Raw genomic sequence first — 24,653 nt, 5'->3', positions numbered from 1 at the left:
GGCCAGTTTCAGCGCCCAATGCATCTCTGCTCCCCCGCCTATCGCGATACACAAGCTGGCGTGGCGGGGCCTTCCCCCTTTAGCAACATCCTCGCCCTCGCTCTCTCCGCTCTCCGAAAAATAATTTATCTATATTTTATTGTTAAAACGCTGCTAAAGAGTCGAAACATCGTTGACGCGGGCAACTATCTCGACCTAGGCTTCCTCTCGTACATTGGTCTCGTCGTATCCGTGCGATGCTTGCTGTCGCCATGGACCGATGACCGCGACAATAACCTCGCCAATAACAATGAGGATTTTTCGATGACCGCCAAGACCTTTGCCAGCGCAAGTCTCGCCAGCCTCGGTGTTGCCGCCGCCAGCCTGACGCTTGCTACCAGCGCCCAGGCCGCCACCGAATGGGACATGCCAACCCCTTACGGCGATCGCACCTTCCATACCGTGAACATCCGCGAATTTGCCGATGACGTACGCGAAGCCACCGACGGTGAGCTCGATATCACCGTGCACTCCAACGGCTCGCTGATCGACCATGCCGAGATCAAGAACTCGGTCCGTCGTGGCATCGTGCCGGCGGGGGAGCTGATCATGTCGCGTCTGGCCAACGAGAATCCGATCTTCGAGGTCGACTCGGTGCCCTATCTGGCAGCCAACTACGAAGACGCCTGGACGCTGTGGGAGGCCTCTCGCGAGATCATTGGCGAGGAGCTAGAGAAACAGGGGCTGCGCCTGCTGTTCGCCGTACCCTGGCCACCCCAGGGTATCTACACCCAGGATAAGATCGAGAAGATCGAGGATCTGCGCAACCTCAAGATGCGCGCCTACAACACGTCAAGCGAGCGCCTGGCGAGTCTGGCCAATGCCGTGCCGACCCAAATCGAGGTGCCGGACATCCCCACCGCCTTCAGCACCGGCCGCGTCGATGCCATGGTGACCTCGCCGGCCACCGGCGCCGACACCAAGGCATGGGACTATCTGAGCCACTTCAACCACGCCCAGCTGTGGCTACCCAAGAACATGGTGATCGTCAGTGAACGTGCCTTCTCGCGCCTGGATGAGACGACCCAGCAGGCCGTGCTGGAGGCAGCGACGACAGCCGAGCAGCGCGGCTGGGACATGAGCCGCCAGGAGACCCAGGATGCCCTGGCGACCCTCAAGGAGAACGGCATCACCGTCAGCGAGCCAAGCCCTGAACTGGCCAAGGCGCTACAGGACATCGGCAGCATGATGACCGAAGAGTGGGTCGATCGCGCCGGCCCGCAGGGCATGCAGATTCTCCAGAACTACCGCGACGCGAAGGAATAAATCCAGCACAACACGCGATTAGCTAGGGTCCCGGCCATGTCGCCGGGGCCTTGCCCTTCCCTCGCCGTGGTACTTCTCAACAGGTACTTCTAACAAGTACTTCTAACAAGTACTTCTAGCAAGTGCTTCAAACAGGTACTTCAATAGGTACGTCTCATGCAATTCCGACTCCGCCCGCTGTATGACCTCGGTGCCTATGGCGCGGCCCTCTGCCTGTGTTTGATCTGTACGCTGATCACCGCCCAGATCCTTGGCCGGTTGGCTGACATGGCCGCAGAACAGTTGGGCCTGGACAGCCTGGGGCTGACTATCCCCGGCCTCTCCGAAATCTCCGGCTTCCTGCTGGTGGGCGCCAGTTTCCTGGGGCTGGCCTACACCTTCGTCAATGGCGGCCATATCCGCGTGACCCTGCTGATCGGCAACCTGCCGCCCAAAATCCGGGTGTTCATCGAGCTATGGTGCCTGAGCCTGGCACTCCTGCTGGCAAGCTATCTGGCCTTCTATGAATACCGCCTGCTGGCCGACAGCATCGCCTTCAATGAGACCTCCTACGGGCTTTTACGCATTCCGCTGTGGATTCCGCAGAGCGCCATGCTGATCGGCACGCTGCTGTTCTGCCTGGCGCTGCTCGAGGCCTGGGTCAATACCCTGGTCATAGCCCTGACTCGCCCGGCGACCTTCCAGGTCGACGATAGCGGCCAAGAATAAGCACGGAGTTCTCCCATGCTCGTCATGATGACCGTATTGCTGGTCGCCCTGCTGCTGCTGCTCGGCAGCGGCGTCTGGGTGGCCTTTTCCCTGATGGGGCTCGCCTGGATCGCCATCAGTCAGTTCAGCTCGATTCCCACCGGCGACGTGATGGCCTCGGATATCTGGAGCGCAAGCTACAGCTGGGAGCTGACCGCCCTGCCGATGTTCATCTGGATGGGCGAGATCCTGTTTCGCTCGCGCCTCGCCGAGGACATGTTCAGCGGCCTCTCGCCCTGGCTCCAACGCATTCCTGGGCGCCTATTGCATACCAATGTGGTCGGCTGCGGCCTGTTCGCGGCGGTCTCCGGCTCATCGGCTGCCACCTGCGCCACCATGGGCAAGATGTCGATTCCCGAACTTACCAAGCGTGGCTACGATGAGCGCCTGGTGCTGGGCACCCTGGCCGGCTCGGCGACCCTTGGCCTGCTGATTCCACCCTCGATCATCCTGATCGTCTATGCGGTAGCCACCGACCAGTCCATCGCGCGACTGTTCATGGCCGGTGTGCTGCCGGGTGTGATGCTGATCACGCTATTCGCCGGCTACCTGATGCTGTGGTCCTGGCGCTATCCGGACAAGGTGCCACCGGCCGAGGCGCGAATGAGCTTCAAGGACAAGCTGCGGGCATCCCGCCGCCTGATTCCACTGTTCGCGCTGATCGTGGGCGTGATCGGCTCAATCTATGCCGGTATTGCCTCGCCCACCGAGGCGGCTGCCGTCGGCGTGGTGCTGTCGCTGTTGCTAGCGAAGCTGCAGGGCGCCATGAGCCGGCGCATCTTCACCGAGGCGATACTCGGCGCGGTCAAGACCTCGACCATGATCGCCTTCATCCTCGCCGGCGCCTCCTTCCTGACCGCAGCCATGGGCTTCACCGGCCTGCCAAGCGATCTGGCCGCCTGGATCGGCACCCTGGGGCTGTCGCCACTGATGCTGCTGGCCGTGCTGACGGTCTTTTTCATCCTGCTGGGCTGCTTCCTCGATGGCATTTCGGTGGTGGTGCTGACAACCTCGATCATGCTGCCGATGGTCGAGGCCGCCGGCATCGATCTGATCTGGTTCGGTATCTTCCTGGTGATCGTGGTGGAGATGTCACAGATCACACCGCCGGTTGGCTTTAACCTCTTCGTGCTGCAGGGCATGACCGGGCGCAACATTCTGCATATCGCCAGGGCCGCGCTGCCTTTCTTCGGCCTGATGCTGCTGGGTGTTATCCTGATCACTCTCTTTCCACAGATAGTTACCTACCTGCCCGAGGCCATGGGGAACAGTTGATGAGCAAGGACAGCGTCGTCGCACCCGCCGCGACCCGCCGCGGCCCGATCGTGTCGTCGGAACACCTCTCCCACAGCGCACAGGAGCTGTCGGAGTTCGAGTTTGGCATGATCATTTCGGGGCATGCCTTCAACCGCTGGATGGTGCGTTGCATGACAGCGGCGGGATACCCGGAACTCGGGGTGTTGGATGTACTGGTGCTGCACAGCGTCAACCATCGCGAACGAGCCAAGCGCCAGGCGGATATCTGCCTGGTGCTCAACGTCGAGGACACCCACACCGTCACCTATGCGCTGAAGAAACTCGGCAAGCACGGCCTGGTGGCCGGCGAGAAACAGGGGAAAGAAACCCTTTTCCGCACCACCGATGAGGGTCGTGCGGCCTGCCAGCGCTATGCAGAGATCCGCGAGGACTGTCTGGTCGAGTCGCTGTCCTCGCTGGGCATCGGTCGTGAGGACATGCACCAGATGGCAGGGCTGCTGCGTGCCATGTCGGGGCTCTATGACCAGGCGGCTCGCTCAGCGGCCTCGCTATAGGAGACACAGAGCGCTCAGACGCAGAAAGTCTAGTCCGACCCAAGGCCCAGCGGCACCCACTCGAGATCGGCCCCAAACCACTGCTGCCGGAGCCCGCGCTGCTGGCCGAGCATGAGCGCTAGATAAGGCTGCAACGGATGATCTCGGCGGAGGCTTTTCAGGTGTTGACGAAGCACGGCCTGTGTCTTCGTTTGCTCTGGCGGCAGATGATCGCCGGTCACTTTGGCGGCAAGCCATTCCAATGGTGGCAAGATCAGATGCGTTGACTGGCTCGCCAGCGCAAACGACACGCCGGAGGCATCGAAGTCACCCAGATAGCCATGCGGCTTGCCGGTGTCCATCCACGCCCTAGCCAGGGCAGCAAAGCCGCCGCCGTAGTGCTTGTCGCCGCGATAGATGACCAGCGGCCGACAAATGCGACGAGCAGTTGTCGAGCGAATGACGTTGGCCTCTGTGTCGCCGCTAAAGGCATAGAAACTGTCGAGATTCTCTATCTGAATGAGCGCATCGAAGGCCCCCAGGTCAATCGACGGCCAGTCCAGGTCGCGATATTGGCGAGACTCGGCGGAAAGCCAAGACAGAGAGGACTCGAGCGGCAGGTTGACCAGCACCCGCCGGAATCGCGGGCGTTGTCCCACGCCTTTCGCTTCCTCACTTCCCAGGTAGGCCTGTTCAGACGTGGTGAGCCCACTGAGGCTAACGCCCAGTGGCGCCTGCCCAAGACTCTCCAGCACGCGATTGATCTTGGAGAGCAGATCACGATCAAATCGCAGCGTTTTCACGTTCTGTCGTGCGCGCAGATCGATATCCTGCTGAGCACACCACGCCTCAACTTCCTTGACCCATTTGGCACTACGCGCCTTCTCAAGCGTTGGCTGACCGCGCAGCCGCCGCTCGACTTCGTTGAGGGCACGACGGGCGGCGCTAGAGAGCGTCATGCGGGAAGCGCCAGCTGCAGCGTGACGTCGTGGATCAGCCGCACGTGATTGAAGCTGCTGGCCTGGCTCTCTTCCTGATGAAGACGAAAGGCGCGCTGCTCGCTGCGCGGCAGGCTTTGATACTCGGCGATCACCTGGAACAGCCAAATCTCGTCCTGCCAATCCAGATCCCTGGCGTGTAGATAGCCCAAGGCACTGACGCCGGAGGCGTCAGCCTCATCGACCACCGCCAGGTAGAAGCGCTCGACATCCTGCTTCAGGGCCTGCTGACGAGCGGCGACGCGAGATTCCTGCTGCTGCTCGGCGGGTTGAGCGGCCTCCACGGCCTGTGGCGGTTGCACCGGTGCCGGCAGTTGGCGAACCAGCTCGCTGAGCACAGCGGTATCCCGATGACGGTCCAGCGCGGGCGCCGCCGCCGCAGTAAGCGAGGTGGCACGGTTAACCAGGGCCGGGACCTCGCTACGACGGGCATAGTTGCCGGGCACGAACCCCGGGTGCTCGCGCAGGAAAGCTGCCATGCCGGCCACCAGGCGGCTACGCGACTGCTGCTGACGAAAGCGCGTCATCAGTTCGGTCAGGCGTCGCTGCACTTCTCTCAGGCTGGTGTAGTGCTGGCTGAGTTGCTGCTGCAATTGACTGATCAATAACTTGCGCAGGGTGCCATCGCTGCCAACCAGTTCGATCAGCTCGTCGAAGTCGATCAGCGTCAGGCCGTCCAGCAGGCGCTCGATCTGCTTCTGGGCGCGATGGTTCTCGCGAATCTTGTCGTTCAGGCGACTGACAAACCCAAAGTCGCTGTTGAGGCGCTGCCAGAGGCTGTCGATGGCATCGGCGAAGCGACCGTTGAGGTCGTCCACCTCCTGACGCAGGCGCAAGAGCTGCTGCTCCTGCTGCCAGTATTCACCGCGACTACGCGCCTCACGATAGCTCTGCACCAGGCTGCGGATAAGCTCCAGCGTCTCGGCGACACCGGCATTGACGTGTCGCCGGGTCTCGTCGGCAAGCATCTCGGCGATCAGATCCCGGACCTTGGGGGACAGTTTTACACCGCTCTGCTCATCGGGCCGCCACAGAATCCGAGCCGCGAGCAGCTTGCGCAAGGCTGCATCGGTCAGTGCCTCAAGCGGCACCTCGTCGCGGGTATAGCCCTGCATCAGTGCATCGGCGTGCTTGCCAAGCAGCGACAGCCGTTCGGTACCGGTGGTCAGCAGTCGGCTTTCCAGGGCGTGAACCTCACTCACAGCAGGGCCTCCTGAGTCGCCGGCGCCTCCTCGTCGATGGGCAGGTTCTCCTCGTCGCGAATGAAACGCACCAGGTCGATCAGGTAATCGACCTTGCCGGTCACCAGGTAGACCTGTCGGTCGGCATGCGGCTGGAGTAGATAGCCATGCTCCTTGAGACGCTTGAAGACCTGCTTCAACTGCGCGTCGAGCTGCTCGCTCTGGGAGCCGAAGAAGCTATCAGTAGCCAGTCGTTCCAGCCGCTCGCGTAGGCTCTGGTTATCCTCACACTTGGCGCTGAATTCGGCCGGTTTGAGCACGTCGCCCGGGGCAATCAGGGCATCGCGCCCCAGCGCCTCCTGCACCAGCCGTAGCCACTCAAGCAGCGGCAACAGGCTGTGAAGCGTCTCGCCCAACTGTTGGGAGAGCTGCTCCCGGGCTTCGTCGTTCACGTGCCGCCAGGCAAGAAAATAGACGCTGCCCTCCGGGTTGGCGGCCAGTCGCCGATTGAGCGGGCGCAGGTAGGTGTCGAGCTGCTCGCGGATCTGCTCGTCCTGCAGGCGCCGAAAGGCGCTCTCGTCGCTCACCGCACAGATGAAATCGCCGGCCAGCAAGCGCTCGATCAATGGGCCATGTTCAATCATTCTACGACCTCCTCGGTGGCGCGGGCCTGCAGCCGCTCGGCCAGGCGACTCAGCCGCGGTTCGATGCGTTTCAGACAACGACGGTTGGGGCGGCTGTCGTCGCGATCGATCAGATAGCGATTGTGGAACAGCATCAGCACGTCCGACTCGGGGTTGGGAAAGGCGCCGACGATATGGATGCGGTTGCTGTCGCAGGCATCGAAAAGTTTTTCGACGTTGTGATAGGCCAGCGTGCCGATCTCGTCGATGGGCCAGTGGATGGCGATCTCCGCCTGGCCGCGCAGCAAGCGAGTGAAAGCAAGCAGGAACTTGCACAGGATCAGGTAGGCCATGCCGTGGCTAGACGATTCCAGAAGCTGGCGATCGTTCTTGATCACCAGATCGTTGCCGCCTTCGTTCAAGTAAAGCTCGAGGCGCAGCAGGCTCTCGAAGCTGTATTGCTGATCGCTGCGCAGCAGGTCCACCACATCGGCCAGGGCATTGAGATAGTCATCGCTGGGCAGGCCGTCGCCGCGCCACGCCCTGAAATGCTCGGCAAACAGCTTAAGAGGCTCCCAGAAGCCCAGCTCATCGATGGTCGACTGGATGCGCACTTCGGCCTTGCTGATGCCCTCGAGGCGCAGGTCGTCGGCGACCTCTTCGGAGAGGCGACGACTCTGGGCACTGATGCGGCGGTTGAGGTCGCGAAAGACGGTGAAGAACTTGTCCAGGTCATCGCCAAGATTGCGCCCCTCCTGGATCAGCTGCTGCTGCTGATCCTCCAGCAGCTGAAGCATGCCGCGCAATAGCGGTAGGTGACGCCGAGGGTTGCCGGCCTGCTCGGGGTCATCTTCCACAAGCTTGGCCCGCTCGGCGTCGAGGGTCTCGACGAAGCCCGACGTGGCGCCCTTGATCAACTCGCTTTCCACCTGCTCGCAGCCCTTGCGCAGGGTATCCAGTTCATGACTGCGACTGGCCAGGGCTTGCCGCGCCCGTTCCATGCGTTCATGCACATCGCCGGGCGCCTCGCTGATAGGCTGAGTCGACGCGCCAAGCCCCAGGCCGGCCAACTGGCTCAGTAGCGGCTTGAGGGCGTCGATCACCTGCTGCTGCGCGTCGCGCTGGGCCTTGAGTGCCTTGATCGCATCCTGATGCGCCGACTTGGCCGCCTGGAAATCCTGCCTGCATTGCTCGAGTTCGCGCTTGACCGCCTGGAGGTCACGCGACAGCACCGCTTCCTTGTCGACCAGCTGTGGCTTGCGCTCGCCCCATTCAACGCGCATGAAACGGGTATAGGCGTCGAGCTCTTCGCGGCGCCGAGCCGTGGTCCGAATACGCTCATCGAGCGCTGTCAAACGCGAGCGGGTATCTCGCAGCGTAACGGGGTCAACGCCCTGCTCCTGCAGCTCTCGATCATAGGCGGCTTCCAGCTCCTCGCGCTGACGCCGGTGTTCATCCTTCAAGTCATCGAGCCGCTGTTTATGCTGGCGAATCTGTTCATGCAGACTATCCAGTCGGCTCTGCCCATCGGCCTTCAGCTCCAAAAGCTGCGCCTGGTGAGATTCCGCCATCGCCTTCAGCTGCTCACGCTTTTCGTCACGCAGTGCCTGCTGAGTCGCCTCCTGAGCCGCCAGCGCCTCTTCGCCAGCCAGACGACGCTCTTTCTGCTGCCGGGCATGGCGTTCCTGCTGCTGGCTTCGCGCCTCGAGCGCGTACTTCACTTCCTCGTCGGCTCGCTTGAGCGCAATCCGCGCCTGCCCCAGGCGTTCGTCGGCCTCCCGCACGCGGTCGTGGCCTGACTTGAGCTGCTTCTCGGCCGCTTGCAGCTCGGCCTCTGACCGCTGACGCGCGTCCTCGGCCGCCTCGATAGCCGCCATCAGGCTGGCTTCATCCTGTGCGTAATCAGGCAGGTCAATCGCCGCCAGATCGAGGGCCACACCGAACAGGTCACCCTGCCCCCCTTCTGGCGCCACCTCAGAAAGCTGCGGCGACAAATCCCGACGCTCGAGCAATTCGGGCGCGATCACCTTGCCCAACTGCTGCTCCCAGCCGGGCCGGTGGTAGCGCAGAAAATGTCGCAGACTGCCCTGGGCAGGATCACGCTGCTGATGCAGCGCATAGCCATGATCCTGAACCTCAGACAACCGCTGCCTGGCCGCTTCGCGCTCACGTTCAGCGGCGTCACGTTCGCGCTTTAGGGTCTCGTGCTCGTGGCGCACGCCTTCCAGGCTCTCAGATGCGGCATTGCGATCGCTCTGCGCCTGGTCCAGCCGCGCCTGGGCCAGTTCGGCCTCCTGGGCCTCTTCGCCAGTCTGGGTGGTAGACGCGAGCTGCGCCTTGAGTTCGGCCAATCGCTCGACGCCCTGCTCGAGCCGCGCCTGATAGCTGCCCTCGAGGGCTGCACGCTCGTCCTGATACCGCGACTCGATACTGCGCTCGGCCTCCCACTGCTGCTCGCGACTGGCAGTTTTCTCATCGCCCAGGGCATCGACGAGGCCCTGAGTTTCCTCTGTTTGCCGCGCCAGCACATCGGCCAGCTCGCGCAGCCGTCCATCGAGCTGCGCCTGACTGGCCTGCACGGCTTCCTGCATGTGGGTCAGGTGCTCTCGAAGCTGTTGGCACTGCTCACGCCACTGGGGCAAGGCTTCCAGATCACGCTCCAGGGCCGGCATGTCCGCCTCGGCGTAGCGCTCGTACTGCTGCTGCAGATCGGTGAGCTCATGCTGGGTACGTTCGAGCTCGCTGTTAAGCTCGCTGAAGCGATCGTTAAGCGCGTCGCGGGTCTGTCCGTAGTCACGTTCACGGGCCTGGAAGTCACGCTGGTGGACGGCAAGCTGCTCATCGCTATCGGCCAGGCCGCGCTCGGCGCGATGACGATCGGCCTCCAGTTGGGGCTTGAGCTGCCATAACGTCGCCTCCAGGTCAGCGATGTCGCGATCCACCTCCCCAAGCCGGGCCACTAACTGCTGCATGGGCTCCAGGCGCATCGACTGACGCATCTGCGCGATCCAGTCGCGGGCCTTGGTATTGCGAATCCGGGTGACCGGCAGCTCGACGCCATCTTCTTCGAAGATCGCGGCCAGCATGGTCTTGAGGGTATCCATCTTGCCCTCTTTGGCATGCACCGCCGAGATCAGCTTCTCCATGTGGCGGATGCGGCGTTCGGGCTTCACCAGGCTGAACTGAGCGGCTATCTGGCGCAGCCTGAGGCCATCGCGACTATTGCCATGCAGCTGGGTGAAATCATTCTGGATCACCGAGCGGTATTCGGAGGTAGCGCCCAGCTTGGCCGATACGCTCACCCCCTCGCGGCGCAGCTCGCTGGCCCACTGACTGTAATCGAGGGCCGCGACACCGGCCTCGCTCTCCACCAGATAGTCTTGTGGGCGATATGGCGCCCCCACGAAGCGGTACTCGACGCCCCCATCGCTCTTGCGCGTCAACACCGCCTGGCAGACATTGCCCGCCTCGCGCCGGTATTCATACACTAGGTAGCTGTTGCGATGCGGCAGATAGAAGGCATCGAACTTCATGCGTGTCTTGGGCACTACCTTGTTGGGCAGCTCGCCGTAAAACACCGGCACCAGGCGCTGCAAGGTGGTCTTCCCCGAGGCGTTGGTCCCGCAAATATTGGTGTGACCATCGACATTCAGCTCGACCACACCGTCAAGGTGGCCGTGAATCATCACGATGCGTAAAAGATGGGCCATGCCACGTCCTTATTCGTTACTGACATCCATGGCCCCTATCTTGCCAGAGGCGAGGCCCGGATGGAGCCCGAGCAGGTATGCCAATAGCGGTCTAATCGGTGCCTGGCTTAAACATCGGCGGGCCTTTGAGCGGGCAGTGAGGTCTGCGGTGTGCGTGGTCAGCGGACTGACTCATGAGGCATAGGGGTTCTTGGGGGAATAAGGATTCTTGGGGTAGTAGCGCTCCGGCATGCGCTCGATGTGGGCAAAAAACTTGGTGTCCTTGTAAGGCATCTTCATGAAGCCCGAGACGCCAAGCCCCTCGATCAGCCCCACCGCCGCCAGGATGTCATTCAGTCGCTTTCGAAACTCCGACTCGCGTGCCGGATCCAGCAGCCGGTAGTAGCTGTGGATCTTCAAGTGGGTGGGCAGCGCCTCGAAGATGATCATGCCGGTATGGTGGATGGCGTTGAGAGCCTCGAGAGAGACGATGATCTCGTCGGGCAGCACCAGGAATTCTTCCGGGTCGGGGCCATCCTCGAAATAGGAATGCACCCGGGTGTGATCCTCGAGCTCGGGGACCGCGCTGACCTCGTAGGGCAGGCGCATGTCCGGCGTGAGAATAAAGGGCTGATCCGGCCCCAGCCGGTCGACGTGCAGGGTCTCCCGAGCATTGAACAGGCAGCTCTTGAAGATCCCTCGACGGTAGATGGCCCTTGCCAGGTGAATCATGTTGTTGACGGCGCTGACGAAGGCCGCCTTCAGGGCGGGGTCATGGAGGTTAAGCGAGATATCGACGTAGATACCGTCAGCCTCCCAGCGAATCGCCAGGCCGCCGACCACGGGATAGCGACCGAGCCGGCTGACTGCGGCCAGGAAGGCCTTCTCGGTCTCCCCCATGCCCTGCATGAAGTTCTTGTAGTAACGGTCGAGCTGAACGTCGTTGACCTCGCTCATCTGCTCCGGCGCGCCTTCCTCGCGCAGGAAGGCTTTGCGCGAGCTGTAGACCACGGTATCGATCTCGCGCCCGGCCGGACGCACCCAGACGGGTAGCAGTGACGCTTCGGGGGGCTCGTCGAGCTCGACCATCACGGTGCGCGCCAGCCGCGGCATATGATCAAGAAAGTAATCGCCGGCCCGCAGCCTCAGCGCCGGGTCCGGCGAAAGCATGGCGTCGAGCATGCGGGCAAACTCCATGGGCAGGCCAAGCGACGTTGCGGGTATCGCCCGATGGCCGAAACGACAGGACTGCCCCGAGGCCAGTGCATATAGCGTCCCGGCCGCGCCCTGCTCATCGAAACGTGGCGACGACAGTGCGCCGTTCAGCTGCTCTTCGCCAATGAAATAGACATCGCCCAGGCGGGCGTTGGTCTGCTGCAGGTTATCGGACATCAGCTCCATGACGTTGGTGGCCACGTGCTGCAGGCGCTCGTCGAGCTGAGCGAAGACCGAGGAGCCCCAGTCGATCAGGGCGATACGTTCGGTGGCGGCATCAAAGACCAGGTTCGAGGGCTTGATATCGCCGTGCACCAGCGGCTTGCGCCGCCCAGACTCACGGCGCAAGTGCCGCAGGATGTCCGCCAGTTGCGCGGCAATATGTACCACCAGCCGCGGCGACAGCCGGCCGTGGCGCAACGATACTTCTTCGAGGTTCTCCCCCGGTGCCCGCTCCATGACCAGGATCGACTGGTTGCGCACCCGCTGGTAGGCAATCAGCCTGGGCACTCGCGGGTGCTCGACCTGCTCGAGCATGAAGGCCTCTTCCTCGAGCCGGTCCTGCAACTTCTGAGGTAGCGTCACCCGGGTGAACTTGAAGACGTGCTCGACCTCGCCGGCCGGGTGCCGCGCCCGACCGGCAAACACGAAGCCATAGGCGCCCTTGCCGATCAGAGCGATGTCACGGTAGCCGAGCTGCTCGAGCTGGGTCTGGCAGAGCGCGACCCAGTCCTTGAGCTTCTTAGCATCGTCATGGCTGAGCAGGTAGATCGACTGCTCTTCCGGGATGTAGAACTGCTGGAGCGACGTCGCCGTCATGATCTCATCCCGTCAGTGCGATCCCAGCATGATCCTGCCCATCGCGACCTAGCCAAGGTGCAGCAACATACTTTGCGGTGACTCCAGATAGCCCTTCCAGCGATTGACGAAACGGGCAATGGTGCCGCCGTCGATCACACGATGATCGCCCGACCAGGTCGCGGTCATGATCGCCCGGCTCACCACCTGGCCATCGGCATCGAAGCGCGGCAGCCGCTGAGTCTTGCCGATCGCCACGATGGCCACCTCCGGGGCATTAATGATCGGCGTGGCGTAGGTGCCGCCCAGGGCGCCGATATTGGAAATGCTGATGGTGCCACCCTTGAGATCTGCCTGCTGCACGCGGCCTTCCCGTGCCTCCAGGGTCAGGCGCGCGATCTCGCCGGCGATGGCCAGCAGGCTCCTGCGCTCGACGCCTTTCACATTGGGCACCATCAGGCCGACCCGGCTGTCCACCGCCATGCCGATATTGCAGGCACTCTGGTAGTGAATCTCGGTGACCTCATCAGTGAGCCGGCTGTTGAGGATCGGGAACTCCTGCACCGCAAGCGCCAGGGCCTTCATGAAGAAAGGCATCAAGGTCAGCCTCACCCCCAGCGCCTCGGCTTCGGGCTTGAGGCGTTCGCGCAGCGCCAGCAGCTCGGTGACGTCGATTTCGTCGCCGTAGGCAAAATGCGGAATGGTGCTGGCCGAAGCCACCATGCGCCGCGCCATCACCGCCTGAATGCCCTTGAGGGGCTCGACGCGGATCTCGCCGACGGCGGAGGTGCCACCGACCGTCGTCGGCGCAGGCGTCTCGCTCGACGATGGCTGGCGGTGCTCGTCGCTGTGCTCGCCCTGTTCGAGGAAGCGCAGCACGTCGTCCTTGAGCACCCGGCCGTGCTTGCCCGAGCCGGGAATGGCAGAAAGGCTCAGCGCATGCTCGCGCACGAGACGGCGCACCGCCGGGCTCGCCGGAATCCGCCCGAAAGCACCACTGCCCTGGGCTGAGGCGCGTCCTTGCTGCGGTGCACTCGGCGACACGACCGCGCCCTCAGCAGCACCTCCCGCCTGCCGCGTCGTCTGCGGGTTGGTCGCCGCGGGCTCGGCGGCACTAGAAGACGCTTGCCCTTCGGAGAGACCTAGTCCTTCGGGAAGATAAGCAAACAGCGGCGAGTGCACCCGCGCATGCTCGCCCTGCTGATAGTAAAGCCGGGTCACACGGCCGGCCTCCGGTGCGGTGATTTCGACCAATGCCTTGTCGGTCATCACGTCGACCACCGGCTGGTCCTCGGCGATTTCGTCGCCCTCCTGGATACGCCACTCGACGACCTCGCACTCGACGATGCCCTCGCCGATATCCGGCAGCACGAAGTCGGTGCCGCTGGCGGAGATGGCCTGCCGAGACAACGATTCAGCGGCGATCTGAGACGCTGGTTCCGGCGCGCGCGTGGCCGCCTCTCGAGTTGCCGGCTGAGACGCCCCCTGGTGTGCCTGACCCTGCTCTTTTTCTGGTGACGGTCCTTCCTCGCCGGCCTCATCTCCCACCAGGGCAAAGAGCGGCGCATGCACCTTGGCAATTTCACCCTCTCGGTAATACAGCCGAGTGACCCGGCCATGATAGGGCGCGGGAATCTCCACCAGCGCCTTGTCGGTCATCACCTCGGCGACGGGCTGGTCTTCCTCGATCACGTCGCCCTCGCCGACCAGCCACTTGACCACCTCGCACTCCACGATACCTTCGCCGATATCGGGCAGCATAAAATCGCTCATCATTGCTCTCCTGTCCGGATACCGGGTTCTAGTACGCCATGCTGGCCTTGATCGCCTCGAAGACCTTGAGGCGATCGGGCAGGTATTCCTTCTCCAGCGTCAGCGGGAAGGGCGTATCCAGGCCGGTGACCCGGCTGATCGGCGACTCCAGGTAAAGAAAACAGCGCTCCTGGATGGTGGCGGCAATCTCGCCGGCGAAGCCGCCGGTCAGCGGTGCCTCATGACTGATCAGCAGTCGGCCGGTCTTTAAGACCGAGGTCGCCACGGTCTCGACGTCCCAGGGCAGAATGCTGCGCAGATCGATGATCTCGCAGGAGATACCCTCCTTCTCGGCGAGTTCAGCAGCCTGCTCTGTCACTTCCATCTGGGCGCCCCAGGCCAGCAGGGTGATATCGCTGCCTTCCTTGATCACCTCGGCCTCGCCTAGGGGCAGCTGGTAATCGCTTTCCGGCACCTCTCCGGTCGAGGCGCGATAGAGCCGCTTGGGCTCGAAGAACAGCACCGGGTTGGGGTCACGGATGGACGCCAGCAACAACCCCTTGGCCTGGTGCGGGTTGCGGGGCACCACGACCTTGAGGCCCGGCGTATGCGCGAAATACGCCTCAGGCGACTGGGAGTGATAGAGCCCGCCGGCGATACCGCCACCGTAGGGCGCGCGAATGGTCAGGCCGCCGACATTGAACAGATTGCCAGACCGGTAGCGGAACTTGGCCGACTCGTTAACGATCTGGTCGAAGGCCGGAAAGATGTAGTCGGCAAATTGGATCTCCGCCACCGGCGTTGACCCCTGAGCGGCCAGGCCATTGGCGAAGCCGATGATGCCCTGCTCGACCAGCGGCGTGTTGAAGCAGCGTGCCTTGCCGTATTTTTCCTGCAGGTGGCTGGTAGCGCGGAAGACGCCACCGAAGCCGCCGACGTCTTCGCCGAAGCACAGCACTCGCTCATCGGCGGCCATGGCGATATCCAGCGCCTGATTGATGGCCTGCAGTAAATTGATGTTCGCCATCTCAGCGCCCTCCCTGGCCGTTCTCGGCATCCGATGACGTAGTCGAGCCTTGGGAAGCGCTCTTGGGATAGGCCTCTGGATAAAGCCGGATATGCGCTTCCAGCGCGGCAAACTGCTCGTTCAATTGCGGCGTGGGGGTGTCGTAGACATCAGTGATCAGGCTCTCGAGAGGCGGCGCCGGGCGCTTCTGGGCTACCTTCATGGTTTCTAGCACCTCACGACGCAGGCGCTCCTGCAGGGTCTTCTCTTCTTCATCGCTCCACCACTCGCGGGATTCCAGCCAGCGGCGTAGTCGCAGGATCGGGTCTTTTTCCCGCCAGGCTTCTTCTTCCTTCTTGCTGCGATAGCCGGAAGGATCATCGGAAGATGAATGGGCCGCCAGGCGATAGGTCATGGCCTCGATCAATACCGGCTGGTTATGCTCCACGGCCAGCCGGCGCGCCTCCAGAGTGGCCTGATAGACCGCCAGCACGTCGTTGCCGTCGACCCGCATGACCCGCATCTTGTAGCCGAAGGCTCGGGGGGCGACGCCATCGGCGGCGAACTGCTCGACCGCCGGGGTGGAGATCGCATAGCCGTTGTTGCGACAGAAAAAAATCACCGGGACCTTGTGCACCGTGGCCATGTTCAGCGCGGCATGGAAGTCGCCCTCCGAGGCGGCCCCCTCGCCAAAATAGGTGATAGTGCAGTGGCCATCGCCGGCGAGCTTCTGCCCATAGGCATAGCCGGTGGCCTGAGGAATCTGAGTGGCCAGCGGCGAGGAGATGGTCATGTAATGCAGCTTGGCCGAGCCATAGTGGATCGGCATCTGGCGTCCCTTGCCGTAGTCACGCTCGTTGCCGAACATCTGATTCATGAATTCGTCGCAGCTAAAGCCGCGATAGGCCAGCGCCCCCTGCTCACGGTACTGAGCCATGATCATGTCTTCGTCATCCAGCGCCGCGGCACTGCCGATTACCGCGGCCTCCTCGCCGGTACACTGCATGTAGAAGCTCAGCCGGCCCTGGCGCTGGGCGGCCAGCATGCGCTCGTCGAGCACCCGGATGAAGACCATGGCGTGGTAGATGCGCAGCGCCTTGTCGCGGTCGAGTTCGGGCGCCGCTGCTCCTTCAAAGAGGCTGCCGTCCTGCTTGAGCAACGCAAAGGTATCGATCGAAAACTCGTCGCCCTTCAGAAAGGTCGGGGAGTGAACGAGCGAGGAAGTGGTTGTTGTCATGATGCTCTTCCCTGGGGGTGGTGGTGAAAAGCCTCACGCCCCTTGTGAGGGCATGGTTATTCAGAAGGTAGTCATAAACCAAACCGATGGCATAGTCCGCCTGGTAATGACCTGATGCCGCAAGTTTACGTTAACGTAAGATAGAGCCCGGCATGGGGTGCTGTATAGCCACGGTGCCTGAGACCATGGTCGCAGGCGCCATGAACGGTCACTCATCCGCTAAGGGAGGCGGCTGATCCCGCCGCGCCATCGCACGCTTGGGCGCGAGCAGGAACGGTCGATGCAGAGCAAGACAAGGTGGAGAAAACAGGTTCTTCGACGCTTCATGTGGATTTGGCCTGATCGAGCAAGCGCCCCACAGGGCTGCCGATCAGGTAGATCATGGCGATGAAGTTGGCCTCGTTCCGGTAGCCGCGTGCGCGTGACCTGGCCGCCTGGAAGAGCCCGTTCATGCCTTCCAGGCGCGCGTTGGTCAGTCCCGATATCCAGCGCCTCACTACCTGCTCGGCATGCCGCTCCAGCGTCGTCAGGGCCTTCGCCATCGGCTTGAGGAGTGCCTGGCCGGTAACGGCCTCCCGCATGACCTTGAGGTAGTTCGTGATGCGCCATCGGGCGGCACGCGGCGTCGGCGCCTGCTGAATCCACCTCAACTTCTCTTTAATAATCCAGGCATCCGCCGTGGCGCTACGGTCGCTCACCAGCTCTTGGAGAGCGGTGATCTGGCTGGCTGTCAGGTTGCCGGCCTCGGTGTTCTTCAGCACCGCCCAGCGCAGCGCTTTGGGATGAGCTTGCTGGCGTCGCTCACGCTTGCGGACCTCGTCCAGCGCCTTGGTAAAGGTCTGCACGATGTGGAACCAGTCGACCGTCACCTCGGCGTTGGGCAGGTGCTCGGCCACGCCGCTCAGGAAGGCCTGGGACATGTCGCAGACCACTTCGACCACGTTGCTCGGGTCGCCGCCGTGCTCGACCAGAAAGGCACCGAAGGCCTCGATGGCGGCCTTACCATGGCCGGGCACGGCGAAGATGACGGGCTCCTGCTGACGCTGCATGTCGAGGAACACGGTGACATAGCGCTGGCCGCGTCGTGAGGCCGTCTCATCCAGGCCGACGGCCTCGACCTCGGACAGGTCCAGCTGACCCAGCATCCGTCCCACATGGTGATGTACGATGCGCCACAGGCGCTTGTCGGAGATCTCCAGTTGCCGGGAGACGGCCAGCACCGGCATCTCCTTGACCAGTGACATGGCGGCCTGCTCGAACAGCAGGGTGAAGTCGCTGCCCGGCCGTGCCCAGGGCACCTCGATGCGCTTGACGCCATGCTCGGGGCACTTGGTGCGAGGCACGCGAGCATGCAGGTAACAGTGGTGCTGGAAGAAGTTCAGATGCCGCCAGGTCTTGTCGGTGAAGTCGTGGGCCGGGCAGGCCTTGCCGCACGCCGGGCAGGGGTAGAGGCTTCCCCGCTCGGCCTCGACATAGAGGTCCAGGCGGTGGGGCGACACGGAGGTATCTAGATGCTGGTCCTTGAGAACCCAGGGCGCTTCCAGGCCCAAGCCGAGGGTCAGAATCTGGGTGCCGTCCATGCCATGCCTCCTGTCCAAGTGGAGGTCATATCCTGGCCCAGATCAGGGAGCGAATTCCACACCCAACGACGAAGAGCCAGAAAACAGGAGGGATAAAAGCGGTTCGAGACAAGAACCCGATACGTGAGCCGTCAGCGCTGTGAGGGCAGCAGGCGTGCGAAGACGCTGTCTATGGAAAGCGCCAGCACGCCAATCAGGATCGCGCCCTGCAGGATGTAGGCCGTGTTGCCATTGATGATGCCGGCGATGATCGGGTCCCCGAGGGTCTTGGCGCCGATGGTCGAACCGATCGCCGCGGTGGCAATCCCCACGGTCACCGAGGTGCGGATACCGGCCAGAATGACCGGCGCGGCCAACGGCAGCTCGAGCTGCCAGAGCACCTGGGTTGGTGACATGCCCATGCCTCGAGCGGCCTCCCGGGTGGCGGGATCCACCTCACCGATACCGACCAGGGTATTGCGCACGATCGGCAGCAGACCATAGAGCACTAGGGCCACCACGGTAGGCAGCCCGCCGAAGCCCAGCCAGGGCACAGCGAGCGCCAGCACCGCTACCGGCGGGAAGGTCTGACCGATGGAGGCCAACTGACTGACCAGTGGCAGAAAATCACGCCCCCACGGCCGGGTGACCATGATCGCGGCACTCACCCCGCTTACGATGGCGATGGACGAGGCGCCGGCCACCAGCAGCAGGTGATTGGCCAACAGATCGACGAAGGCATCACGACGATAGATCGGCTCACGGGCCTCGGGGTCGATGGCGGCGAACAGTGGCCCCAAGTGCGGCATGGCGACCAGCAGCGTGCCAAGCGCCGCGAACCAGCCAAGTGGAGCCGCCCAGCGTCGCCAAGGCGATAGGATAGAAGCGCCCATGATAACGGGATCAGTCCTCATGGCGAGGCTCCGAGGCCTGGGGTGACGCCGTTTCCTCGTCGCTATCCTTGGCATCATCCTTGGAACTGTCCTGGGAACTATTCTGAGCCTTGGCCTTACCTTCGGACGCATCGCCGGTGTCGCTTCTGGAAGCGGGCTTTTGGGAGGGTTTGGCCGAGGCGACAGGGAGCTGGTTCTTGCGGTGCATGATGTCATCGACCCCCAGTGTGCCCACCGTGCGATCGCGCTCATCCACCACGGTCAGGCTCGACAGACGATGCAGGAGCATCACCGACAGGGCCTCGCGCAGGCTGTCATCTTTACCGACCGCCGCGGCGGTGGTCTGGCGGCGCGCGCCCGTCGGGTGCATCACGTCACGCACAGCAATGAGACCCGCCTGTTTGAGGCCGCGATCACGCCCGCCGAGCAGGGATTCGACGAACGCATTCTCCGGCGCCGTCAGTAGCTCCTGGGGGCTGCCCTGCTGCACGACCTGCCCGCGATTCATGACCACGATGCGATCTGCAAGCTTCAAGGCCTCTTCCATGTCGTGGGTCACGAAGACAATGGTCTTGTGCAGCCGCGCCTGGAGCCTGAGCAGTTCGTCCTGCAGGGATTCCCGGGTAATAGGATCCAGGGCGCCGAAGGGCTCGTCCATCAGCAGGATGTCCGGGTCAGCCGCCAGGGCACGGGCCACACCGACACGCTGCGCCTGACCGCCAGAGAGCTGATGGGGGTACTTGCCGGCGAACTCGGCTTCATTGAGCCCCAACAGCTGCATCAGCTCGCGGGTCCGCTTCTGGATGCGCTCAGCGGGCCATTTCAACAGCCGCGGCACTAGGCCGATGTTGCGAGCGACCGTCCAGTGCGGGAAGAGCCCGGTACTCTGGATGGCATAGCCGATGCGCCGACGCAGCGCCTGCTCGTTGATCTCGCGAATCGGCTGACCGTCGATGTGGATCTGGCCGTCACTGTGCTCGATGAGTCGATTGATCATGCGCAGGGTGGTGGACTTGCCACAGCCAGAGGTGCCCACCAGCACACAGAGCTCACCAGGCGCGATGGCAATCGATAGGCCGTCAACGGCGGTGTCCTCGCCAAAGCGTTTGGACACGTTCAGCAGCGCGATACGCACCTGCTCAGTCATGACGAACTCCTTGTCGCAGCCTGCCGGCCAGGGCGGTCAGCAGGCCATCGACGATCACCGCCATGGCGATGATCGGCAAGGCACCTAGCAGCACCAGATCCATGGCGGCCTGCCCCAGCCCCTGAAAGACGAAGGTGCCGAGCCCACCGGCACCAATCAGCGCGGCCACCGCCGCCAGGCCAATCGCCTGAATGCTGGTAATGCGCACGCCTTCGATCATTACCGGCAGTGCCAGCGGCAAGCGCACCTGCAGGAATATCTGGCTGGGGCTCATGCCCATGCCCCGGGCCGATTCGATAACCCCGGGATCGACATCACCCAGCGCCACGAAGGTATTGCGCGTCATCGGCAGCAGGCTGTAACCCACCAGGGCGATCAGCGCCGGTGCCGCGCCGATGCCCTGCACGCCGAGCGCCGCCAGCCAGTCATAACGATCGGCGAGCCAGGCCAGCGGCGCCAGCAGCAAACCGAACAGGGCCAGGCTGGGAATGGTCTGAATCAGGCTCAGAACCCCATTGATGCTGCGCTCGAGCCGCGGCCAGCGGCGCATTGCCAGCGCCAGGGCAAATCCCATCACCAGGCTCAGCCCTACCGCCGAGGCTACCAACAGACTGTGATAAATAAGCGCTTCGACAAACTTGTCGCTGCGGCCCAGGTATTCCTGCATCAGGGCCAGCTTATCCAGCGCCCCGCTGGCAAGCGACAAGGCCCAGGCCCCGAGCATCAGCGCGCCAAGCCCCCACCAGCTGCCACGCGGCAGCCGCAGGCTCGCCTTAAACTCGATCAGCGCCAGCATGAACACGAACAGCAGCACCCAGAACCCTGCCGCCAGCCCCACTCGGGCGTAGGGTGCATCGGGGTCGATAAAAGCACGGCAGAAAGCGGCCAGCCCAAGGGGTAGAGCGAGCATGGCAAGCACGACGAGGCACAGGGCCCAGCGCAACCGGAGCGTTGTGGCCCGCCACGCCAGGCCGACAATCCCCAACGGGAGTAGCGCCAGGAGCACGCTGGCGGGACCCAGCATCGCCCATAGATCCATGCCCTGCCCCGGCACGATGCGATTGGGCTGAACGCTGGCGATATCCAGAAGCGTCAGCGCCGCAAGCGCTGCCGGCATCAGGGCCAGCAGCACCCGGTTAGGGGACGCCGAGCGCCGCTGTGAAAGTGGCGAGGAAGGTGACACGCTTGCGAGAGCCCGCCCAGAAATGCTTATTGCTCGAGCTGGTCGAGGAAGGTCGCCGCGACCTTGGCCGGGTCGGCGCCGTTGACGGCGACTTCACCGTTCAGACGCTGCAGCGTCTCGAGGTCCAGCGCCTCGAACACCGGCGAGAGCAGTTCGGGAATCTGCGGATAGGCGTCGAGCACCTCTTGGCGCACCACCGGGGCCGGCTGATAGACCGGCTGCACTTCCAGTGTGTCCTTGAGCACGTGCAGGTCCAGCGCATTCAGTCCGCCATCGGTGCCGTAGGCCATGGCGGCGTTGACGCCATTGGTTTGCAGTGCAGCGGCACGCAGGGTGGCGGCGGTGTTACCGCCGGATAGCACCACCAGCTGGTCAGAGTCGAGTTCGAAGCCATAGGCTTGCTCGAATGCCGGCAAGGCCGCTTCCGATTCGACGAATTCAGCGCTGGCGGCAAACTTGAGCTCACCTCCTTGCGCAAGATACGTCGATAGGTCCTCAAGGGACTCGAGGCCATGCTCCCGGGCCAGGTCACCGCGCACGCTCATCGCCCAGGTATTATTGGCCTCGGCCGGGGTAAGCCACACCAAGCCGTTGGCCTCGCGATCCAGCTCACTGACCTTGGCATGAGCCTCGGCGGCATTCTTCCACACCGGACTGTCCGCCATGTCGAAGAAGAAGGCACCGTTACCGGTGTACTCGGGGTAGATATCGATCTCGCCGGCGATGATCGCCTGGCGCACGATGCTGGTGCCCCCCAGCTGCAGGCGGTTTTCAGTGTCGATGCCGCCGGCTTCCAGCGACTGCATGATCAGTTCCCCGAGCACCGAGCCCTCGGTGTCAATCTTCGAGGACACCACCACCGGGGCGGCAGCCTGTGCCTGCCCGACCATGGCACTGGTTGCCAATGCTGCTATCCATGTCAATGTCCGCTTCATCGCACTTACCCCAGTGGTATGCCAAGTATTCAGGCAGTATAAGGAACTGACGTTACAATGTCAGGATGGATGGTCTGGCAGGACGTCAACGTTAAACGCCTGTCCTGGCTTGAGGAATCGATGGACGACGACAGAGTAACGAATCCCGACGGCATGCTGGACACCTGGCGCCACCCGCTGGTGCGTGACCTTGGCTGGCTGTGCCTCGCCCCGGACTTGCTCAGCATGCCCTGCCCTGGCCGGCCGAGGCTTGATGAACTGGGGCTTGCGAATGGGGGCTGGCGAGACTATCTGGATCGGTTGGAAGCCGCTCCCCAGGCACTGGAAGACTGGGTAGGCGGCGCCATGAATGCGCGCCTCGGGCACTATCACGAACGGCTCTGGCAATTCCTGCTCGAGAGCTCGCCCAATACGCGGCTACTGGCCCACAACCTGCCGGTGATGCGGGAACGACGCACGCTGGGTGAGCTGGACATGGTCTATCAGCAAACGAGCCGCCGTCGACCGTCCTCCTTGCAGCAGCAGGAGCACCGTCCGTGCGATGTGCCCATTCACCTGGAAGTCGCGATCAAGTTCTATCTGGGCCTCACCGAGGGCCCCGGCGACGCCACTGACCAGGCGCGCTGGGTGGGGCCTGGCTGCGCGGATAGCCTGGCCGGCAAGCGAAGCCATCTCTTCCACCATCAGCTGCCGCTGATCGACACCCCGGAGGCGCGCCTCGCCGTCAGCGAGTTCACTAAAGGTACGCAGAGTGGGCGCAACGCCCTAGAGAATGGCGAAAGAAGCCTGGATCAGCGCATGGCGATGCCCGGCGTGCTCTTCTACCCCTGGCAGCGGGACCCGGCAAAAAGGCCGCTGCCCTCGCCCGTCGAAGCCACCGCCGAGCACCTGCGCGGCCAATGGCTCACCTGGCACGACTGGCCGGCCTTTCGCGCCGAGCTGGTCGCTGACACCCAAGGGGCCTGGCTGCACAAGCCTCATTGGCTGGCGCCACCGCTCCCCGAGCGGCTCAGACCGCTCGAGGAAGTCGAGGCCTATCTGGCGACGCGCTTCAGCACCGGCGCGGCACCGTTGCCCCTGGTGCTCAAGGGTGAGGACGATACCTGGCACCGGCTATTCATTGTCGGCGACGACTGGCCTCGCAAGCTGCCACTGCCGCCCGCCCAGGTGGCCTTCACCCGCTGAGGCGGGCGAAGGCCAAACATCGTCTCAGTCGCGATCGACGACCCAGGTGGTGCCCTCGCGGGAATCCTTGAGGGTGATACCCAGCGCCGTGAGTTCCTCGCGGATGCGATCGGCCTCGGCGAAGTCCCTGGCCTTCTTGGCCGCGGCCCGAGCCGCAATGCGCGCTTCGATCTCGTCCTCGCCGATGGCAAGCGCCGTGGCGCCCGCCTGCAGGAAGGCCGCCGGGTCCTGATCGAAGAGCCCCAGCACCTCGCCCAGGCGCTTGAGCTCGAAGGCCAGCGCCGGGGCGGTCTCGGGCGCCTCCTTCTTGGCCACGTTAAGCTCACGTGCCAGGTCGAAGAGAACCGCCAGGGCCTCGGGGGTGTTGAAATCATCATCCATGGCCGCCGTGAAGCGCTCGTCGAAGCGGGCCTCCACCCGACCTTCGACCGCTTCGACGCCGTTCAGAGCGTTGTAGAAGCGCTCCAGCGAGCGACGGGCATCATCGAGGGCATCCGGGGCATAGTTGATCGGGCTGCGGTAGTGGCTCGCCACCAGCAGATAGCGCACCACTTCCGGGTCGTGAACTTCGAGCACCTCGCGGATAGTAAAGAAGTTGCCCAGCGACTTGGACATCTTCTCGCTGTCGACCCGAACCGCGCCGGCATGCATCCAGGTGTTCACATAGCGTGAACCGGTAGCCGCTTCGCTCTGGGCGATCTCATTTTCGTGGTGCGGAAAGGTCAGGTCCGGCCCGCCGCCATGGATATCGAAAGTGTCACCCAGGCAGCAGGTCGACATGGCCGAGCACTCGATGTGCCAACCGGGCCGACCCTCACCCCAGGGCGAGGGCCAGCTGGTCTCGCCCGGCTTGGCGGCCTTCCACAGCACGAAGTCCAGCGGGTCTTCCTTATGCTCACCCACATCGATACGTGCACCGGAGCGCATCTCATCCAGGTCGCGGTTGTTGAGCTTGCCGTAGTCGGCAAACTTGCGCACCCGATAGTAGACATCGCCATTCTCGGCCGCGTAGGCAAACCCCTTGCCGATCAGGGTCTCGATCATCTCAACGATGTCGTCGATATGACGAGTCGCACGGGGCTCGTGGTCCGGGCGCAACACCTTGAGCCGATCCTCGTCCTCATGCATGGCGGTGATCATGCGCTCGGTCAGCGCTCCAATCGCCTCGCCGTTCTCCTCGGCACGCTTGAGGATCTTGTCGTCGATATCGGTGATATTGCGCACATAATTGACGTCGTAGCCCCGTGCACGCAGGTAGCGCGTGATGACATCGAAGGCCACCATCACCCGGGCATGCCCGATGTGGCAGTAGTCATAGACGGTGATGCCGCAGACGTACATGCCAAGCTTGCCGGGCTCGATCGGCGAGAGCGGTTCCTTGCGGCGCGTCAGGGTGTTGTAAATCTGCAT

General features: G+C 63.2%; 19 protein-coding genes and 1 pseudogene. 5 read left to right on the top strand and 15 right to left on the bottom strand.

Features of this window, described 5'->3' with window-relative positions; all coding sequences use genetic code 11:
• The first annotated feature begins 303 nt into the window (after positions 1-303).
• From BCL93_RS13770 to BCL93_RS13755, 4 genes are all read left to right on the top strand, one after another.
• The gene (locus BCL93_RS13770; protein ID WP_112055837.1) at positions 304-1,305 is read left to right on the top strand and encodes a TRAP transporter substrate-binding protein; all 1,002 of its coding nucleotides are present in this window, start codon (positions 304-306) and stop codon (positions 1,303-1,305) included.
• Between the two features lie 156 nt (positions 1,306-1,461).
• Positions 1,462-2,013: a TRAP transporter small permease gene (locus BCL93_RS13765; RefSeq protein ID WP_112055836.1), complete on the top strand. Its 552-nt coding sequence runs from the start codon at positions 1,462-1,464 to the stop codon at positions 2,011-2,013.
• 15 nt (positions 2,014-2,028) lie between these two features.
• Positions 2,029-3,327 carry a TRAP transporter large permease gene (locus BCL93_RS13760; RefSeq protein WP_112055835.1) on the top strand — a complete coding sequence of 433 codons (1,299 nt, stop codon included), beginning with the start codon at positions 2,029-2,031 and terminating at the stop codon, positions 3,325-3,327.
• Entirely contained in the window at positions 3,327-3,863 is a 537-nt protein-coding gene (locus BCL93_RS13755) for a winged helix DNA-binding protein (RefSeq protein ID WP_112055834.1), read from the top strand. The genes BCL93_RS13760 and BCL93_RS13755 overlap by 1 nt, the downstream gene beginning before the upstream one ends.
• Positions 3,864-3,892: 29 nt before the next feature.
• Here the strand turns inward: BCL93_RS13755 and BCL93_RS13750 are convergent, their stop codons facing one another.
• The 14 genes and pseudogenes from BCL93_RS13750 to osmF all read right to left on the bottom strand — a co-directional run bounded on the left by BCL93_RS13750 (position 3,893) and on the right by osmF (position 22,058).
• A complete protein-coding gene (locus BCL93_RS13750) occupies positions 3,893-4,801 on the bottom strand; it encodes a DUF7281 domain-containing protein (protein WP_112055833.1) in 909 nt (302 codons plus the stop codon).
• Positions 4,798-6,042 (bottom strand): hypothetical protein, encoded by a 1,245-nt coding sequence (locus BCL93_RS13745; protein WP_112055832.1) that lies wholly within the window; start codon positions 6,040-6,042, stop codon positions 4,798-4,800. The genes BCL93_RS13750 and BCL93_RS13745 overlap by 4 nt, the downstream gene beginning before the upstream one ends.
• Positions 6,039-6,665, bottom strand: a complete 627-nt coding sequence (locus tag BCL93_RS13740; protein ID WP_112055831.1) for a condensin complex protein MksE — start codon at positions 6,663-6,665, stop codon at positions 6,039-6,041. The genes BCL93_RS13745 and BCL93_RS13740 overlap by 4 nt, the downstream gene beginning before the upstream one ends.
• Positions 6,662-10,354 carry an ATP-binding protein gene (locus BCL93_RS13735; protein WP_112055830.1) on the bottom strand — a complete coding sequence of 1,231 codons (3,693 nt, stop codon included), beginning with the start codon at positions 10,352-10,354 and terminating at the stop codon, positions 6,662-6,664. Before BCL93_RS13735 ends, BCL93_RS13740 begins: the two co-directional genes overlap by 4 nt.
• Positions 10,355-10,525: 171 nt before the next feature.
• Positions 10,526-12,367: a protein kinase domain-containing protein gene (locus tag BCL93_RS13730; protein WP_112055829.1), complete on the bottom strand. Its 1,842-nt coding sequence runs from the start codon at positions 12,365-12,367 to the stop codon at positions 10,526-10,528.
• 48 nt (positions 12,368-12,415) lie between these two features.
• The gene (locus BCL93_RS13725; protein WP_258396579.1) at positions 12,416-13,741 is read right to left on the bottom strand and encodes a 2-oxo acid dehydrogenase subunit E2; all 1,326 of its coding nucleotides are present in this window, start codon (positions 13,739-13,741) and stop codon (positions 12,416-12,418) included.
• Positions 13,742-13,957: 216 nt separating this feature from the next.
• Positions 13,958-14,107: pseudogene (locus tag BCL93_RS17710) on the bottom strand (biotin/lipoyl-containing protein); the annotation flags it as partial.
• Between the two features lie 40 nt (positions 14,108-14,147).
• Complete coding sequence (locus tag BCL93_RS13720) at positions 14,148-15,125, bottom strand: alpha-ketoacid dehydrogenase subunit beta (RefSeq protein ID WP_112055828.1); 978 nt, start codon at positions 15,123-15,125, stop codon at positions 14,148-14,150.
• Between the two features lies 1 nt (position 15,126).
• Entirely contained in the window at positions 15,127-16,341 is a 1,215-nt protein-coding gene (locus tag BCL93_RS13715; RefSeq protein WP_112055827.1) for a thiamine pyrophosphate-dependent dehydrogenase E1 component subunit alpha, read from the bottom strand.
• A 323-nt stretch (positions 16,342-16,664) separates the two neighbouring features.
• A complete protein-coding gene (locus tag BCL93_RS13710; protein ID WP_112055826.1) occupies positions 16,665-17,921 on the bottom strand; it encodes an ISL3 family transposase in 1,257 nt (418 codons plus the stop codon).
• A 131-nt stretch (positions 17,922-18,052) separates the two neighbouring features.
• The gene (locus tag BCL93_RS13705) at positions 18,053-18,814 is read right to left on the bottom strand and encodes an ABC transporter permease (RefSeq protein ID WP_309251235.1); all 762 of its coding nucleotides are present in this window, start codon (positions 18,812-18,814) and stop codon (positions 18,053-18,055) included.
• Positions 18,804-19,940: an ABC transporter ATP-binding protein gene (locus tag BCL93_RS13700; RefSeq protein WP_112055825.1), complete on the bottom strand. Its 1,137-nt coding sequence runs from the start codon at positions 19,938-19,940 to the stop codon at positions 18,804-18,806. Before BCL93_RS13700 ends, BCL93_RS13705 begins: the two co-directional genes overlap by 11 nt.
• Positions 19,933-21,123: an ABC transporter permease gene (locus BCL93_RS13695; RefSeq protein ID WP_258396559.1), complete on the bottom strand. Its 1,191-nt coding sequence runs from the start codon at positions 21,121-21,123 to the stop codon at positions 19,933-19,935. The genes BCL93_RS13700 and BCL93_RS13695 overlap by 8 nt, the downstream gene beginning before the upstream one ends.
• 26 nt (positions 21,124-21,149) lie before the next feature.
• Positions 21,150-22,058: a glycine betaine ABC transporter substrate-binding protein OsmF gene (osmF, locus tag BCL93_RS13690; protein ID WP_112055824.1), complete on the bottom strand. Its 909-nt coding sequence runs from the start codon at positions 22,056-22,058 to the stop codon at positions 21,150-21,152.
• 57 nt (positions 22,059-22,115) lie between these two features.
• Here osmF and BCL93_RS13685 point away from each other — a divergent pair, with 57 nt between their 5' ends.
• The gene (locus BCL93_RS13685; RefSeq protein WP_258396558.1) at positions 22,116-23,243 is read left to right on the top strand and encodes a DUF1853 family protein; all 1,128 of its coding nucleotides are present in this window, start codon (positions 22,116-22,118) and stop codon (positions 23,241-23,243) included.
• A gap of 24 nt (positions 23,244-23,267) precedes the next feature.
• On the opposite strand, the gene cysS is transcribed toward BCL93_RS13685, so the two are convergent.
• On the bottom strand, positions 23,268-24,653 hold the full coding sequence (cysS, locus tag BCL93_RS13680) for a cysteine--tRNA ligase (RefSeq protein ID WP_112055823.1): 1,386 nt from the start codon (positions 24,651-24,653) through the stop codon (positions 23,268-23,270).

Origin of the sequence: Onishia taeanensis, assembly GCF_003268885.1 — a bacterium.
Taxonomy (GTDB): Bacteria; Pseudomonadota; Gammaproteobacteria; order Pseudomonadales; family Halomonadaceae; genus Onishia; species Onishia taeanensis_A.
This window is presented reverse-complemented; position numbering and strand designations above follow the sequence as displayed.